Origin of the sequence: Oceanobacter sp. 4_MG-2023 (assembly GCF_030689165.1) — a bacterium.
Classification (GTDB): Bacteria; Pseudomonadota; Gammaproteobacteria; order Pseudomonadales; family Oceanobacteraceae; genus Oceanobacter.
In genome coordinates, this window is the sequence record NZ_JAUYVV010000010.1 from 67112 (window position 1) to 81714 (window position 14603).

Below are 14603 nucleotides of genomic sequence, written 5' to 3' on the forward strand. Positions count from 1 at the left end.
CCGACCACTGCAACGGCATCAATCCTTGATGCGGTATTCCGCTGAGCGGGCATGGGCAGTAAGAAACTCCCCACGCGCCAGGGTAGAAGCCACTTGACCCAATTCTGAAGCGCCGTCAGCTGAGCACATGATCAGCGAAGAGCGCTTCTGGAAGTCGTACACACCCAGTGGGGATGAAAAGCGCGCCGTGCCCGAAGTCGGCAAGACGTGGTTTGGCCCTGCGCAATAATCCCCCAGCGCTTCTGCGGTGTAACGACCCATAAAGATAGCCCCCGCATGCCGAACTGACGGCAGCCAGGCTTCCGGGTCAGCCACCGACAATTCCAGATGCTCTGGTGCAATGCGGTTGATAATGGCCACGGCATCGTCTTCGGAGCTGGCATGAATCAGTGCGCCACGGTTGGTCAGAGAGGTACGGATAATATCGGCCCGCTCCATGGTCGGCAGCAACGTGTTGATGCTGGCAGTCACCTGATCAAGGAAATCGCTATCGGTAGATACCAGAATCGATTGGGCATCTTCGTCGTGCTCTGCCTGCGAGAACAGATCCATGGCAATCCAGTCCGGATTGGTTCCACCATCACAGACCACCAGGATTTCTGACGGCCCGGCAATCATGTCGATACCGACCTGACCAAACACCATACGTTTGGCGGTGGCGACATAAATATTGCCCGGCCCAACAATCTTGTCCACGCCAGGGACGGTCTCAGTGCCATAGGCCAACGCAGCGACAGCCTGGGCGCCACCAATGGTAAAGACACGGGACACACCCGCCGCCGCCGCCGCCGCCAGCACCAGCTGGTTCAGTTCACCGTCGGGAGTTGGTACCACCATGATGATTTCCTGCACTTCCGCCACGTGGGCCGGAATCGCATTCATCAACACCGAAGACGGATAGGCTGCCTTGCCGCCGGGAACGTAGATACCAACACGATCCATCGGAGTGATTTTCTGACCCAGTACCGTGCCGTCGGTTTCGCTGTAACGCCAGGAATCCTGCTTCTGGTGTTCGTGGTAAGCCCGGACACGTTCCGCGGCGGCCAACAAGGCACTGCGCTGATCGTCGGGCAGGCCGTCCAGAGCGGTTTGCAACTGCTCCTGGCTCAATTCCAGATCAGCCATGGCGGTAACGTCCATGCGATCAAACTTGTTGGTGTATTCAATGACGGCGGCATCACCACGACGACGCACATCGTTAACGATGTCGGTAACAGCCTGCTGGACGCCGGTATCGGATACCGATTCCCACGACAACAGCGCATCCATCTGGCTGGCAAAATCGTCCTGCGCAGAGCTGAATCGACGAATAGATAAGGTCATGCGGTTCTCCCCGGTTATTTGGCTTGCTGCTGTTGACGCTCAACCGCTGCGCCAATCAAATCGATAATGGGTTGAATCTGGGCATGTTTTACTTTCATCGCCGCACGGCTGGCAACCAGTCGTGAACTGACCGGTGCAATCAGATCACGTGCTTCCAGACCATTGGCCTTGAGGGTGTTACCCGTATCAACAATATCCACAATCAGATCGGCCAGCCCCATAATCGGAGCCAGCTCCATACCACCATACAGCTTGATAATATCGACCTGGCGCCCTTGCTCAGCAAAATAACGCTTGGTGACATTAACAAATTTGGTCGCTACCTTGAGTCGCCCTTCGGGTAGCTCGGTTCCCTTGATGGCGGCGGTCATCAAGCGACAAGTCGCAATATTCAAATCCAGCGGCTCACACAGATTGTCGCTGTTGTATTCCATCAGCACATCCTTGCCGGAGACACCCAGATCCGCGGCACCGTATTCCACATAAGTCGGCACGTCCGTCGCACGAATAACCACCAGCTTGATATGCGGATGATTGGTATCAAAGATCAGCTTGCGGCTTTTTTGAATATCTTCCGCCGGATGAATACCTGCCTCGGCCAGCAATGGCAGAGTGTCATCCAGAATGCGTCCCTTGGAGAGTGCAATGGTAAGCGGTTGGGTCATGATGTCCTCAATCTAGTGTGATGTGCCTGTCAGCCGGAAATTCGACGGATATGGGCACCCAGCTGCTGAAATTTTTCTTCGATGCATTCGTAACCACGGTCGATGTGGTAGATGCTGTTGACGTCGGTGGTGCCGTGAGCGACCAGTGCCGCCAGTACCAGCGAGGCCGACGCCCGCAAGTCGGTGGCCATCACCGGAGCACCACTCAGGGTTTCACGGCCGGTAATCGTTGCGGTATTGCCTTCGACATGAATGTCCGCCCCCATGCGCACCAGCTCCTGGGCATGCATAAAGCGGTTTTCAAAGACAGTTTCAACAACAGTGCCGACCCCTTCGGCCACGGCATTCAAAACCACAAACTGGGCTTGCATATCGGTGGGGAAAGCCGGGTGTGGTGCGGTACGGATATTCACCGCCTTGGGGCGACGGCCAGTCATATCCAGTTGGATCCAGTCCTCACCCGTAGTGATCTCGGCACCGGCTTCCTGCAGTTTCAGCAGTACCGCATCCAGTAATAACGGATCGGTATGGTGGGTTCTGACACAACCACCAGTAACCGCTGCCGCGACCAGATAGGTGCCGGTTTCGATACGGTCTGGCAAGACATCGAAGCTGCAGCCATGCAAGGTTTCTACACCATCGACAATCAATGTCTCACTGCCTGCACCCTGAATCCTGGCCCCCATGGCAATCAGGCAGTTGGCCAGATCCACCACTTCCGGTTCCCGGGCCGCGTTTGTAATGACGGAGCGCCCGTCTGCCAATACTGCCGCCATCAGGATGTTTTCTGTGCCGGTAACGGTCGGCATATCCAGAAAAATATTCGCTCCGTGCAAGCGGCCACCGGGCACGTGGGCCTTGATGTAACCATCCATCACGTCCACGTGGGCACCCATTGCTTCCATACCGCGCAAATGCAGGTCGACCGGGCGGCTGCCAATCGCACAGCCTCCGGGTAATGACACCTCAGCTTCCCCATAACGGGCCAACAATGGCCCAAGTACCAGAATCGATGCTCGCATGGTACGCACCAGGTCGTAGGGAGCGACGCAGCTTTTGATATTGCGACAGTTGGTTTCTACCGACATGTCTTCGTTGATTGCGACCTCAACGCCCATGCAGCCCAATAGCTCCAGCATGGTCGTGATATCGTGCAGATGAGGCAGGTTGCCAACCCGCATGACGCCTTCGGCTAACAGGGTAGCCGCCAGAATCGGCAGTGCGGAGTTCTTGGCTCCGGAAATCCGGACATCGCCAGACAGCCGATTACCGCCAACAATTTGCAATTTTTCCATGTATTTTCCAAAAATCAGCGCGCAGCATACTCAGCGCTGGTGAAAGTACGGATGGTCACTGCGTGCAGTGAGCCAGCGGCGATCAGAGGGTTCAACACCTGGTAAACCACTTGTTGGCGTTTGACTGCGTTAAGGCCTTCAAAATGATCACCGACTCCTTCAACCAGATATTGATAGCCATCGCCATCAACATGCCATTGAATATCGGGCAATTGGGTATTCAACAAGGTCAGAATCTCGGATATTGCAGACGGCGCCATAACACTCCACCAGTCAGGGAATTGGAAAGCGGGGAATGATAGCGGATTTAGAGGGCCAGAATAAGTGGAAGGGGGAACCTCCAGCGATATTCGGCCATAGTTCGTGTGCCGTGTTCACTATTTCTGGCGGACTTTGTAACCCAGCCCACCGCTCCAGACACGTTCACCAGGATGCCGTCGTTATGCTTCGGCCACCAGAATCTCAGCAAACAGCCCTTCGAGATCACTGATTCGCAGAATCGGCAATAAACGTTCCGGTACCGCACGGACAGTCATGCTGACATCCACCTGCTGTGCCGTTCTCATCCAATCGAGCAATAACGCCACCGCGGCACTGGAAACCCGATCGACATCGGCCATATCCAGACACCACTCACCACCGCTACGGCGGATCATGTCACGCCCTGGCTCCATCAGCTCGACCACGGTGGAGGCTAGCAAGTCTCCACCAATACAGGCCAGGCTGGCTGATACTGCGTCAAGTCGGGTCATGATTGCGTACCATTTATCACGGCGCGTTTACGCAGCTCGCGGCCCTGTTCTTGTAAATCATCAATCCACTGTTCAATCGCGGCACCGATATTGCCGTTTTTATCATCAACCAACTGGGTGAACTGTTCATTGAATAACTGGCCGATATTAATGCCATTCACAATCACGTTTTGCGCTTTCCAGGAGTAGGCGGAAAGGTCGTAATACATGCTTTGGGTAATCGGGAATATCCGACCACTGGGAGTGATTACTTCAAGATCGACCAGGGTGTTGGAAGAAGTATGTTCAAAATCCTTGCGCGGAGGCAACATACGCACTTCATAATCGGTAAATTCAATCAGCCCCGTCGCATAAGAACTCAGCAAACTGCGCTTGAAGGCACGGGCAAAACGCTGACGCTGCGCCTTGCTGGCATCGAAGTAATGCCGTCCCATAATCTTGCGAGTCAAACGACGAAAATCCACCATTGGACCCAGTACGTCTTCCAATTCCCAGTAGAACCTGGCGTTGTCACTTTCGTACAAGTCGCGATTGGTGTTGATATTTTCCATAACCCGGGTTGTTACTCTGCGTACCACTTCATGCGCGTGTTCACCCAGTGCTTCCGATTCCAGAGCCTGTACTCCAGACACAGGGGACAGCAAAACCATAGCCATTAATAGCCACCGAATCATGATATTTCCCTCTCTTCATGTAGTGCCAGTTTATTGTTATGTCATGACCTGAAAATGACAGCGACCATCAGATCAAAGCATTTGTCAGCCTTCTTCCGCCTTGCTGAACAGGAAACGTCCGATCAGCTCTTCAAGCACCAGAGCTGACTGGGTATCTTCTATCCAATCGTTTTCTTGCAGATAATCGTCTTCAGCCCCAACAGTCAGGCCAATATACTTCTCGCCCAGCAAACCCGCGGTCAGAATGGCTGCGGAGGTGTCGCTGGTCAGGGTACTCATATCCTTGGTGATTTCCATTTCAACCACTGCAGAGTACCATTCCTTATCCAGATAAACCCGGGTAACCCGGCCAATGGTCACACCGGCCATGGATACCTTGGCTCGCTCATTCAGCCCGCCCAGATTTTCAAAACGGGCCTTGATGGTATAGGTATCTCCGGCATCGCTCATCGACAAGCCACTGACGCGGAGAGCCATCAGTACCAGCGCCAGAATACCAATCACCACAAAAGCCCCAACGGTGAGTTCTATAGAACGCTTTTGCATAATTAAACGCCTCCAAACATGACTGCTGTCAGTACAAAATCCAGTCCCAATACCGCCAGCGAGGAAATCACCACCGTCTGGGTTGTTGCCTTACCAATACCTTCAGACGTCGGCATTGATGCGTAGCCTTGATAGACTGCAATCCAGGTCACCACCCAGCCAAATGCAATTGACTTGATCACTCCCTTGATCACATCGTTATAAAATTCAACCGATGCCTGCATATTGCCCCAATAGGCACCTTCATCAATGCCCAGCATATCGATTGCGACAAACGCCCCGCCCCAGATGCCGACGGTGCTGAAAATCACCGCCAACAATGGCATAGAGATAATACCGGCCCACAAACGTGGTGTGATCACGCGTTTCAGTGGGTCAACCCCCATCATTTCCATCGCCGACAGCTGCTCGGTGGCTTTCATCAAGCCGATTTCCGCCGTCAGGGCAGAACCTGCTCGCCCGGCAAACAACAGAGCGGTCACTACCGGTCCCAGCTCGCGTAACAGGGTCAGCGATACCATCGTCCCCAGTGCGGCTTCGGAGCCGAAATCAACCAGAATGGTGTAACCCTGTAGCCCCAGCACCATGCCGACAAAAAAACCGGCCACGGCGATAATGCTCAGCGAGCGTACACCAACAGCAAAAAGCTGACGTATAAGATCGGAAAAATTAGCACTGCCCGGCCCACCCCAGGACAGGGAGTGCCATAACAGCAGCGAAGCGGAACCGAGGGCTTCAATTGAAGACAAGCCTTTGCGGCCCAGCAACTGCAATCGCTCAAGCATGCTCAGTTACCTCCTGCCAAAATATCCTCACGATAATCATTTGCCGGATAATGAAACGGCACAGGCCCATCCGGGTCGCCGCTGAGAAACTGCCGAACTTCATCGGAGCCTTCATGTAACAGCTCATTTGGTGAACCGAAGCCAATTACTTTGCCTCCGGATACCAGGCAGAGGTAATCGGCAATGCCACAGCATTCCTCTACATCGTGGGAGACCAGCAAGCTGGTCAAGCCAAGGGCTTTGTTCAGTCCCCTGATCAATTTGACAATCATACCCATCGAAATAGGATCGAGGCCGGTAAAAGGCTCATCGTACATGATCAGTTCCGGATCCATGGCGATGGAACGGGCCAATGCCACACGACGCGCCATACCACCGGACAATTCAGCAGGATTCAAATTACGGGCACCGCGTAAACCAACGGCTTCCAATTTCATCAGTACCAGATCCCGAATCATGGATTCCGGCAAATCAGTGTGAACACGCAAAGGAAATGCGACGTTGTCGAAAACGTTCAGGTCGGTAAACAGGGCACCGGTCTGGAACAACATCCCCATCTTCTGTTTGCGTAATTCGAACAATTGCGGGCGCTTGAGCGTGGTGATTTCCTCCCCCGCCAGCACGATCGAGCCCTGGTCTGGGGTCAATTGTCCACCGATCAAACGTAACAGGGTTGTTTTCCCGGTACCGCTCGGGCCCATAATAGCCGTCACCTTGCCACGGGGGAAATCAACAGACAGGCCGTCATAGATCAGCCGGTCGCCGCGTGTAAAGACCAGATCACGCACCGAAATGTAGGGTTGCTCAACCACCATGAAAGCGTCCTTTCCCGGGCCGGAAATACGGGATTTAAAGTGAGCGCTAGCATAGCGGATTGATCCTTCAGAACCAACGCCGCTTTTGTGATGTCTTTCACCTGCAACAAAACGCATTGTTCCAATTGCGCCTCTGCGCCCCTCCGGTACAATGCGGCCTCTTCTATCATCAAGTACGTCTGAGCAGAGTCTGTCTGCAGGAGCATCATGATCACAGCACTGGTTGCCGTCTTAATCGGCTTGGTTGTCCTGGTATGGAGTGCCGACAAATTTGTCCTTGGAGCTGCAGCAACAGCTCGCCGCCTTGGCATGTCACCGCTAATGGTGGGGCTGACGATTGTTTCCATTGGCACATCCGCTCCTGAATTGTTTGTCTCTGCCGTCGCAACCCTGGATGGTGTTGGCAACCTGGCTGTGGGTAATGCCCTCGGCTCCAACATCACCAACATTGGCCTGGTACTGGGGATTACGGCGCTGGTCAGCCCGATTCCGCTGAAAAAGAAATTACTGCGCAAAGAACTGCCACTGTTGTTGCTGGTCAGTATTCTGGCGGGCTTGACACTGGCCGACCTGGAATTGAGTTATGTTGATTCCCTCCTTCTGCTGGCCGGTCTGGTCGCCACCATGTACATCCTGTTTCAGGAGTCCGATGAGAGTGGTGAACCCATTGTCGACGAAGATGAAGCCGCAGAAATTGAATCGCTGCCCACCAAAATGGCTGTTTTCTGGCTCGTCTCCGGACTGGTCTGCCTGATGGCCAGCTCCAAGGCTCTGGTCTGGGGCGCAACCATCATTGCCCATAACTTTGGGGTCAGTGACCTGGTGATTGGTCTGACCATCGTCGCCATTGGCACCAGCCTGCCAGAACTGGCGGCCTCTGTTGCCAGCGCATTGAAAGGACATCACGACATTGCCATCGGTAACGTGATTGGCTCCAACATTTTCAACCTGCTCGCGGTAATGCCAGTGCCTGGCCTGATCGCTACCGTAGCGGTCGAGCCGATGGCTCTGCATCGCGATCTGCCTGTTATGCTGTCATTAACGCTGGCATTGCTGGTGCTGTTTGTACTCAATCGCCGCAGTGGCGTGATGGGACGATTCAGTGGCAGCCTGTTAGGACTGAGTTACCTTGGCTACCTGGCCACTCTGTTTGTAATGACAAGTAATGGATAACAATGAACACTGAATTTGATTTCCTGTCGTCGGCGCTACGTACCATAGAACTGGAACAACGTGCGATTCGTAACCTGTCCCCCATGCTGGACAACAATTTCAAAACTGCTTGTCAGCTGATGCTGTCCTGCAAAGGCCGGGTTGTTGTGTCAGGCATGGGCAAATCCGGCCATATTGGTCGCAAAATTGCGGCTACACTGGCCAGTACAGGAACCCCGGCATTTTTTGTCCACCCTGGCGAAGCCAGCCATGGGGATATGGGGATGATCACATCCGTCGATGTGGTGATTGCCCTGAGTAACTCCGGCGAAACCGCCGAAGTAACCAGCTTGTTGCCCCTGTTGAAGCGCCTGGCAGTGCCCCTGATCAGTATCACCGGCAACCCGCAATCCACCCTGGGCCTTGCCTCGGCCGCTCATTTGAACGCCAGTGTGGATTCTGAAGCCTGTCCGCTGGGCCTGGCGCCTACCTCATCAACCACCAGTGCCCTGGTACTGGGAGACGCCCTGGCAATTGCGTTACTGGAAGCCCGTGGGTTCACGGCAGAGGACTTCGCCTTTTCCCACCCCGGTGGCAGCCTGGGTCGACGCTTGTTATTAAAAGTCGAAGACATCATGCATAGCGGCCGGGAAATCCCGGTCGTCAGGCCCGAATCCAGCCTGTCACGCTCCCTGTTGGAAATGACCACCAAGGGTCTCGGTATGACCACCGTACAAACGGCAGCGGGTGAATTGGTGGGTATTTTCACCGATGGCGACCTGCGCCGTACCATTGATCATGGTGTCGATATCCACTCCGCCCTGATTTCAGACCTGATGACCCGCCAGGCCAAAACCATCATCCCGGGTATGCTGGCTGCCGAAGCGTTAAAAATCATGGAAGACGGCAAGATCAATGCCCTGGTCGTTACCGACGGTCAGAATATTTGTGGTGTTGTCACCATGCACGACTTGCTGCGTGCTGGAGTTATCTGATGCGCAAGCGCTATGTGCTGCTGGTCTTGGCAGTGGCCGTTGGCCTCGCCTTGCTGGCGGTAGAGCGCTATACCACTGAGCTGGTCACGGCAGCAACGCCGGTGACCAGTCTTGAACCGAATTATTACGGCAAACAATTACAACACCGTCGTTACGATGCGGATGGCCAGCTACAACAGATGTTATCGGCCGATGGCTCTCGCCATATTCCGTCATTATCGGAAACCCGGCTGGAAAACCCGGTGATTACGACACAAACAGACCCGCAGCAACACTGGCAAGTCAGCGCTCAATCAGGCCGCATTATGGATACCGACAGCCAGGTTGAACTCAGCCAGCAGGTGGAAGTACGCTCTCTGGCCACGGCAGCAGAAAACGCTGATACATTCAGCATCACCACCAGCCTGTTGCTTTACCAGCCCGCATCAGCCACCGCTTCAACCTCTGAACCTGTCATCATTCGTCATGGCAATAACATCACCCATGCAACTGGTATGACGCTGGATATCAAGCGCCAACATCTCGACCTTCAAGCACACGTGAGTACCCGGTATGTACAATAAACTGACCGCCCTGCTGTTTTTTGGCAGTGTCTTGGCGACCACGGTCGAGGCTTTGCCTGAAGACTGGCAACAAGAAATGATCATCGAATCCGACCGCGCCGAACTCGATCGCAAGACCGGTATGGTCGTCTACGAAGGCGATGTCGTACTGAAGCAAGGCACACTGACCATCGAGTCCGATCGTCTGACACTGATACTGGATGGCAAGGCGCTCAAGCAAGCGATTGCCGAAGGTCAACCGGCTCGCTACCAGCAACAGGTCAGCAGCGACAAACCGATCACCAGAGCGACGGCCAAACGTATTGATTTTTACGCCGACCGCAAGGAAATTGCCTTCAAGGGAGACGCCGCCTTGCGTCAGGAAAACAACCTATTCAGTGGCGAATTGATCCGTTATGACATTGAACAGGAAACCGTCTCAGCCAGTGGCTCAGAAACATCCGGCAGTGGCACTGGCGGCGCTGACGACAACCAGCGTATTCAAGTGATTATCCAACCCCAGCCCAACACGGACGTACAACCATGAAAACGCTCAAGGCTGAACATCTAGCCAAAAGCTATAACGGCCGCGAAGTCGTCAAGGACGTTTCCCTGGCGGTCAGCAGCGGACAGATTGTCGGCTTGCTGGGCCCTAACGGCGCAGGTAAAACCACTTGTTTCTATATGATTGTCAACTTGGTACAGGCCGACAAGGGGCGTGTCAGTATCGATGACGACGATATCAGCCATCTGCCCATGCACGGCCGCGCCCAGAAAGGCATTGGCTACTTGCCACAAGAAGCGTCGATCTTCCGCAAACTCAGCGTCGAAGACAATATCATGGCCATCATGGAAACCCGGTCAGACCTGAACAAACCCCAACGTCAGCAACAGCTGGAACAGCTACTGGATGAATTTCACATTCAGCACATTCGTACCAGCCTCGGCATGGCCCTGTCTGGTGGCGAACGACGACGGGTCGAAATAGCCCGCGCCCTGGCCGCCGAACCCTCCTTTATTTTGCTGGATGAACCCTTTGCCGGTGTTGATCCGATCTCGGTCGCTGACATTATGGATATCATTCGTCAACTCAAGGCACGTGGCATCGGCGTACTGATTACTGACCACAACGTCCGCGAAACTCTCGCAATTTGTGAAAAAGCCTATATCGTAGGCGGTGGACACATAATTGCCGAAGGCAGCGCTGATGATGTACTCGCCAACGAACAGGTTCGGGCTATCTACCTTGGTCATGACTTCCATCTTTGAATCTTATCGGCTTGCAGGGCTATGATGCCCAGCGCTGTTTCATTCGCCACCATGAAAAGCATTCCCTGTCTCACAGGCTGGCGTATAATGCACAGACCATGCCGACAACCGATGAATAATAACGCTGTATGAAAGCATCGCTTCAGTTAAAAATGGGTCAGCAGCTGACCATGACCCCTCAGCTGCAACAGGCAATTCGACTGCTGCAATTGTCTACCCTCGATCTGCAACAGGAAATCCAGGAAGCCCTGGACTCCAACCCCATGCTGGAATTCGAAGAGTCCGAGCACGACGACTTTCCGGATGCACAGCAAACCAATGCAGATCAGGAAAGGGAAGTCACCGCAACAGCGGCCACGACCGATGCCGACACCCAGGAACTGGGTGAGCAATGGTCTGATGACAAGATGCCAGATGATCTGCCAGTCGATAGCAACTGGGATGATACGTTCCAGACCACGGCCGGGGTTTCCTCAGGCTCTGGCCCGGTTGGCGATGACGACTTTGATTATGACTCCCGTCATGCCACCACAGACGACCTGCAAGATCATCTTGAATGGCAGCTGAACCTGACTCCCATGAGTGACACCGATCGCGAGATCGCCACCATGCTGATCGACGGGGTTGATGACGATGGCTATCTGCACACCACCATCGACGACATACTCGGTTCAATTGACCCGGAACTGGGTGTTGAAGAAGATGAAATCCAGGCCGTCCTCAAACGCTTGCAACAGTTTGACCCCGCCGGTGTTTTTGCCCGCGACCTGCGTGAATGCCTGATTCTTCAGCTCAACCAGCTACCTGCCGAAACACCCTGGCTGGCAGAAGCCAAATTGGTGATCGGCGACTACATCGCCCTGCTGGGCAGTAAAGATTACCCCACCCTGATGCGCAAAACCCGGCTCAAGGAAGAAGACCTCAAAGCCGTCCTGCGTCTGGTTAAAGAACTCAACCCCAAGCCGGGCGCTGATATCAGCTCCGAGCAGTCAGAATACGTCGTACCGGACGTGATTGTTCGTAATATCCGTGATGAATGGCGTGTTGAGCTTAACCCGGATATCGCCCCCAAGCTGCGCGTCAACTCCGACTACGCCTCACTGGTGCGACGTTCCGACAGCAGTGCCGACAACGCCTTCCTCAAAGACCATTTGCAAGAAGCGCGCTGGTTTATCAAAAGCCTGCAAAGCCGCAACGAAACCCTGCTGAAAGTCGCCACCAAAATTGTCGAGTACCAAATCGACTTCTTTGAACAGGGTGAAGAAGCCATGAAACCTCTGGTATTGCATGATATTGCCGATGCCGTTGGTATGCATGAATCAACCATTTCACGGGTCACTACGCAAAAATTCATGCACACTCCTCGTGGTATTTTCGAGCTGAAGTATTTCTTCTCCAGCCACGTCAGTACTGACGCCGGTGGCGAATGTTCATCCACCGCCATTCGCGCCATGATCAAAAAACTGATCAGCGAAGAAAATCCGCGTAAACCCCTGAGTGATAACAAAATTGCCATTGTGCTGGGCGACAAGGGCATTCAGGTTGCACGCCGCACGGTGGCCAAATACCGTGAAGCCATGATGATTCCGCCTTCCAATGAGCGGAAACAATTGATCTGATCGATAGCGTCGATCTCTGTTCGATACAAGCGAGCGATAAGGAGCCGTTTATGAGCATCAATATCAGTGGACACCATGTTGAAGTGACCGAAGCCATGGAAGCATACGTCAAGGAAAAACTGGTTCGTCTTGAGCGTCATGTCGACCCGATTACTTCTGGCCAGATCACACTGACCCTGGAAAAAGGCCGACAACAGGCAGAAGCCACCCTGCATGCCAGTGGTGCTGACTTTCACGCCACCTCAACTCACGACGATATGTATGCCGCCATTGATCTGCTGGCCGACAAACTGGACCGTCAACTCCTGAAACACAAAGAAAAACTGATTGCCCGACAGCACGGGCAAGGTTGACCTATGAGCATTGCGATTGCCGATATTCTACTGCCAGAATGCACCCGTACCGACGTCGCCATTACCAGCAAAAAAAAATTGCTGGAGTTTCTTGCCGGACTGATTGCCGAAAAAGTTGACGGCAGCAGTTCGGACGAAGTGTTTGAACGCCTGCTTGGACGTGAACGTCTGGGCAGTACTGGCATTGGTGAAGGCATCGCAATCCCCCATTGTCGTTTACGGCAATGCGAACAAGCCGTCGGCGTGTTACTTCACTTGCAAGAGGCCATCGATTTTGATGCCATTGACCATCAACCGGTTGACCTCGTATTTGCTTTATTAGTCCCTGAAGAAGCAACGGACGATCATCTGCAAATTCTCGCCACACTGGCGCAAAATTTCAGTCAGAATGATTACCGTCAGCAATTGCGTAGTGCCAGCAGCGATCAGGAACTGTACCAACGAGCGTTGGCCAACCACTAACCAGACCAATACGGAGACCGCATCATGCGCCTGGTTGTGATCAGTGGCCGCTCTGGCTCAGGCAAGTCCAGCGCTTTGGCCGTGCTCGAAGATCTCGGTTTTTATTGCATCGACAACCTGCCGGTTGATCTGTTGCCCGCACTGGCGGATTTACCCTACAGCGCCGAAAAACGCGCCAATGTCGCTGTCAGTGTCGATGTGCGTAATTTGCCCGACGCCATGGAACAGCTGACCCAGGTACTGACCTGCTTACCCGGACAGTATCGCCAGGTCGATATTGTATTTCTGGATGCCACCGAAGAAGTCCTGCTACAACGCTTCAGCTCCACCCGTCGCAAACACCCCCTCACCAATGACAATATCTCATTGGCAGAAGCCATCGAGCGCGAAACCGAATTGCTCGAACCTGTTGCCAACCTGGCTGACTTGACGCTGGATACCACCCGCATGTCAGTCCATGAGCTGCGCAGCCTGATCAAGATGCGAGTAGCCGAGAAAGTCACCCCGGATATGGCCATTCTGTTCCAGTCCTTTGGCTTCAAGCAGGGGATTCCTCTGGATGCCGATTTTGTATTTGATGTCCGCAACCTGCCCAACCCCTACTGGCAACATGAATTACGTCCTCTGACCGGACAGGATCAGGCGATTATCGATTTTTTATCCAGCCAGCCGGAAGTCACCGAACTGTTTGATGACATCCGTACTTACCTGTTGCGCTGGTTACCCCGTTTTGCCGAAAATAACCGCAGCTACCTGACCATTGCCATTGGCTGCACTGGCGGTCAACATCGCTCAGTGTATTTATCAGAACGCCTGACTGCAGCCTTCAAACAAGAATTTGGCAATGTACAGGTACGTCACCGCGAGCTCAGGTCTGCTGCCCATCACAGCCACTGATGCTTATTACCCACAATCCAATCGTTTCGGGAGCCTGGATGGTTAACACGCAAATCACCATCATCAACAAGCTGGGTTTACACGCACGGGCAGCCGCCAAACTGGTATCAACCGCGGCCAGCTACGGCGCAACCATCAAGGTGGGTTATCCAAACCGCATGGTCGATGCCAAAAGTATCATGGCCGTAATGATGCTCGCCGCCAGCAAGGGTACCGATCTTTATATCGAAGCAGAGGGCCAGGATGCCCAGGCAGCACTGGACGCACTCTGCGACCTGATCAATCGTCGCTTTGATGAGGGTGAATAAAAACACCTGACAGCCGTTCGATAGCCGACTTGTTCTTGTCTCCAACAACGGCGGTCAACGACCGCCATATCCCCCAAAACACCTTCTCCAACAATCAAAGTTTCCTATAAAATCAAATCACTAGCGATATCAATGCGAGTAGTTTCAGTAT

General features: G+C 53.7%; 19 protein-coding genes. 10 read left to right on the top strand and 9 right to left on the bottom strand.

Going from position 1 to position 14603, the window contains the following annotated elements:
- Positions 1 to 18: 18 nt before the first annotated feature.
- The 9 genes from hisD to Q8W24_RS09255 form a co-directional block, all read right to left on the bottom strand.
- On the bottom strand, positions 19 to 1323 hold the full coding sequence (gene hisD / locus Q8W24_RS09215) for a histidinol dehydrogenase (RefSeq protein WP_303432674.1): 1305 nt from the start codon (positions 1321 to 1323) through the stop codon (positions 19 to 21).
- 14 nt (positions 1324 to 1337) lie between these two features.
- A complete protein-coding gene (gene hisG, locus Q8W24_RS09220; protein WP_303432675.1) occupies positions 1338 to 1988 on the bottom strand; it encodes an ATP phosphoribosyltransferase in 651 nt (216 codons plus the stop codon).
- 29 nt (positions 1989 to 2017) lie between these two features.
- Complete coding sequence (gene murA / locus Q8W24_RS09225) at positions 2018 to 3283, bottom strand: UDP-N-acetylglucosamine 1-carboxyvinyltransferase (RefSeq protein ID WP_303432677.1); 1266 nt, start codon at positions 3281 to 3283, stop codon at positions 2018 to 2020.
- 14 nt (positions 3284 to 3297) lie between these two features.
- Complete coding sequence (locus Q8W24_RS09230) at positions 3298 to 3543, bottom strand: BolA family protein (RefSeq protein WP_303432678.1); 246 nt, start codon at positions 3541 to 3543, stop codon at positions 3298 to 3300.
- A gap of 180 nt (positions 3544 to 3723) precedes the next feature.
- Entirely contained in the window at positions 3724 to 4035 is a 312-nt protein-coding gene (locus tag Q8W24_RS09235) for a lipid asymmetry maintenance protein MlaB (protein ID WP_305475110.1), read from the bottom strand.
- Entirely contained in the window at positions 4032 to 4691 is a 660-nt protein-coding gene (locus Q8W24_RS09240; protein ID WP_303432680.1) for a phospholipid-binding protein MlaC, read from the bottom strand. Before Q8W24_RS09240 ends, Q8W24_RS09235 begins: the two co-directional genes overlap by 4 nt.
- Positions 4692 to 4793: 102 nt before the next feature.
- Positions 4794 to 5255 carry an outer membrane lipid asymmetry maintenance protein MlaD gene (gene mlaD / locus Q8W24_RS09245; RefSeq protein WP_303432681.1) on the bottom strand — a complete coding sequence of 154 codons (462 nt, stop codon included), beginning with the start codon at positions 5253 to 5255 and terminating at the stop codon, positions 4794 to 4796.
- Positions 5256 to 5257: 2 nt separating this feature from the next.
- Positions 5258 to 6040 carry a lipid asymmetry maintenance ABC transporter permease subunit MlaE gene (mlaE, locus tag Q8W24_RS09250; protein ID WP_305414198.1) on the bottom strand — a complete coding sequence of 261 codons (783 nt, stop codon included), beginning with the start codon at positions 6038 to 6040 and terminating at the stop codon, positions 5258 to 5260.
- A 2-nt stretch (positions 6041 to 6042) separates the two neighbouring features.
- Positions 6043 to 6855, bottom strand: coding sequence for an ATP-binding cassette domain-containing protein (locus Q8W24_RS09255; protein ID WP_303432683.1), 813 nt, complete (start codon positions 6853 to 6855; stop codon positions 6043 to 6045).
- A gap of 207 nt (positions 6856 to 7062) precedes the next feature.
- Here Q8W24_RS09255 and Q8W24_RS09260 point away from each other — a divergent pair, with 207 nt between their 5' ends.
- From Q8W24_RS09260 to Q8W24_RS09305, 10 genes are all read left to right on the top strand, one after another.
- Positions 7063 to 8028: a calcium/sodium antiporter gene (locus tag Q8W24_RS09260; RefSeq protein WP_303432684.1), complete on the top strand. Its 966-nt coding sequence runs from the start codon at positions 7063 to 7065 to the stop codon at positions 8026 to 8028.
- 2 nt (positions 8029 to 8030) lie between these two features.
- Positions 8031 to 9002, top strand: a complete 972-nt coding sequence (locus Q8W24_RS09265; protein WP_305475113.1) for a KpsF/GutQ family sugar-phosphate isomerase — start codon at positions 8031 to 8033, stop codon at positions 9000 to 9002.
- Complete coding sequence (gene lptC, locus Q8W24_RS09270) at positions 9002 to 9565, top strand: LPS export ABC transporter periplasmic protein LptC (RefSeq protein WP_305475114.1); 564 nt, start codon at positions 9002 to 9004, stop codon at positions 9563 to 9565. Before Q8W24_RS09265 ends, lptC begins: the two co-directional genes overlap by 1 nt.
- The gene (gene lptA / locus Q8W24_RS09275; protein ID WP_305452753.1) at positions 9555 to 10091 is read left to right on the top strand and encodes a lipopolysaccharide transport periplasmic protein LptA; all 537 of its coding nucleotides are present in this window, start codon (positions 9555 to 9557) and stop codon (positions 10089 to 10091) included. Before lptC ends, lptA begins: the two co-directional genes overlap by 11 nt.
- Positions 10088 to 10813 (top strand): LPS export ABC transporter ATP-binding protein, encoded by a 726-nt coding sequence (gene lptB, locus Q8W24_RS09280; protein WP_303432690.1) that lies wholly within the window; start codon positions 10088 to 10090, stop codon positions 10811 to 10813. The genes lptA and lptB overlap by 4 nt, the downstream gene beginning before the upstream one ends.
- 128 nt (positions 10814 to 10941) lie before the next feature.
- Positions 10942 to 12432: an RNA polymerase factor sigma-54 gene (locus Q8W24_RS09285; RefSeq protein ID WP_303432692.1), complete on the top strand. Its 1491-nt coding sequence runs from the start codon at positions 10942 to 10944 to the stop codon at positions 12430 to 12432.
- Between the two features lie 50 nt (positions 12433 to 12482).
- On the top strand, positions 12483 to 12785 hold the full coding sequence (gene hpf, locus Q8W24_RS09290; protein ID WP_303432694.1) for a ribosome hibernation-promoting factor, HPF/YfiA family: 303 nt from the start codon (positions 12483 to 12485) through the stop codon (positions 12783 to 12785).
- A gap of 3 nt (positions 12786 to 12788) precedes the next feature.
- On the top strand, positions 12789 to 13247 hold the full coding sequence (ptsN, locus tag Q8W24_RS09295) for a PTS IIA-like nitrogen regulatory protein PtsN (RefSeq protein WP_303432695.1): 459 nt from the start codon (positions 12789 to 12791) through the stop codon (positions 13245 to 13247).
- A gap of 24 nt (positions 13248 to 13271) precedes the next feature.
- A complete protein-coding gene (gene rapZ / locus Q8W24_RS09300) occupies positions 13272 to 14144 on the top strand; it encodes an RNase adapter RapZ (protein WP_303432696.1) in 873 nt (290 codons plus the stop codon).
- Between the two features lie 38 nt (positions 14145 to 14182).
- Complete coding sequence (locus Q8W24_RS09305) at positions 14183 to 14452, top strand: HPr family phosphocarrier protein (protein WP_303432697.1); 270 nt, start codon at positions 14183 to 14185, stop codon at positions 14450 to 14452.
- Positions 14453 to 14603: the final 151 nt, after the last annotated feature.

Coding starts and splice junctions, on each gene's coding strand:
- Q8W24_RS09305 (WP_303432697.1), top strand. CDS start 14,183: ATGGTTAACACGCAAATCACCATCATCAACAAGCTGGGTTTACACGCA.
- murA (WP_303432677.1), bottom strand. CDS start 3,283: ATGGAAAAATTGCAAATTGTTGGCGGTAATCGGCTGTCTGGCGATGTC.
- hpf (WP_303432694.1), top strand. CDS start 12,483: ATGAGCATCAATATCAGTGGACACCATGTTGAAGTGACCGAAGCCATG.
- rapZ (WP_303432696.1), top strand. CDS start 13,272: ATGCGCCTGGTTGTGATCAGTGGCCGCTCTGGCTCAGGCAAGTCCAGC.
- Q8W24_RS09285 (WP_303432692.1), top strand. CDS start 10,942: ATGAAAGCATCGCTTCAGTTAAAAATGGGTCAGCAGCTGACCATGACC.
- ptsN (WP_303432695.1), top strand. CDS start 12,789: ATGAGCATTGCGATTGCCGATATTCTACTGCCAGAATGCACCCGTACC.
- Q8W24_RS09230 (WP_303432678.1), bottom strand. CDS start 3,543: ATGGCGCCGTCTGCAATATCCGAGATTCTGACCTTGTTGAATACCCAA.
- lptA (WP_305452753.1), top strand. CDS start 9,555: ATGTACAATAAACTGACCGCCCTGCTGTTTTTTGGCAGTGTCTTGGCG.
- hisG (WP_303432675.1), bottom strand. CDS start 1,988: ATGACCCAACCGCTTACCATTGCACTCTCCAAGGGACGCATTCTGGAT.
- Q8W24_RS09235 (WP_305475110.1), bottom strand. CDS start 4,035: ATGACCCGACTTGACGCAGTATCAGCCAGCCTGGCCTGTATTGGTGGA.
- hisD (WP_303432674.1), bottom strand. CDS start 1,323: ATGACCTTATCTATTCGTCGATTCAGCTCTGCGCAGGACGATTTTGCC.
- lptC (WP_305475114.1), top strand. CDS start 9,002: ATGCGCAAGCGCTATGTGCTGCTGGTCTTGGCAGTGGCCGTTGGCCTC.
- Q8W24_RS09260 (WP_303432684.1), top strand. CDS start 7,063: ATGATCACAGCACTGGTTGCCGTCTTAATCGGCTTGGTTGTCCTGGTA.
- Q8W24_RS09255 (WP_303432683.1), bottom strand. CDS start 6,855: ATGGTGGTTGAGCAACCCTACATTTCGGTGCGTGATCTGGTCTTTACA.
- mlaD (WP_303432681.1), bottom strand. CDS start 5,255: ATGCAAAAGCGTTCTATAGAACTCACCGTTGGGGCTTTTGTGGTGATT.
- Q8W24_RS09265 (WP_305475113.1), top strand. CDS start 8,031: ATGAACACTGAATTTGATTTCCTGTCGTCGGCGCTACGTACCATAGAA.
- mlaE (WP_305414198.1), bottom strand. CDS start 6,040: ATGCTTGAGCGATTGCAGTTGCTGGGCCGCAAAGGCTTGTCTTCAATT.
- lptB (WP_303432690.1), top strand. CDS start 10,088: ATGAAAACGCTCAAGGCTGAACATCTAGCCAAAAGCTATAACGGCCGC.
- Q8W24_RS09240 (WP_303432680.1), bottom strand. CDS start 4,691: ATGGCTATGGTTTTGCTGTCCCCTGTGTCTGGAGTACAGGCTCTGGAA.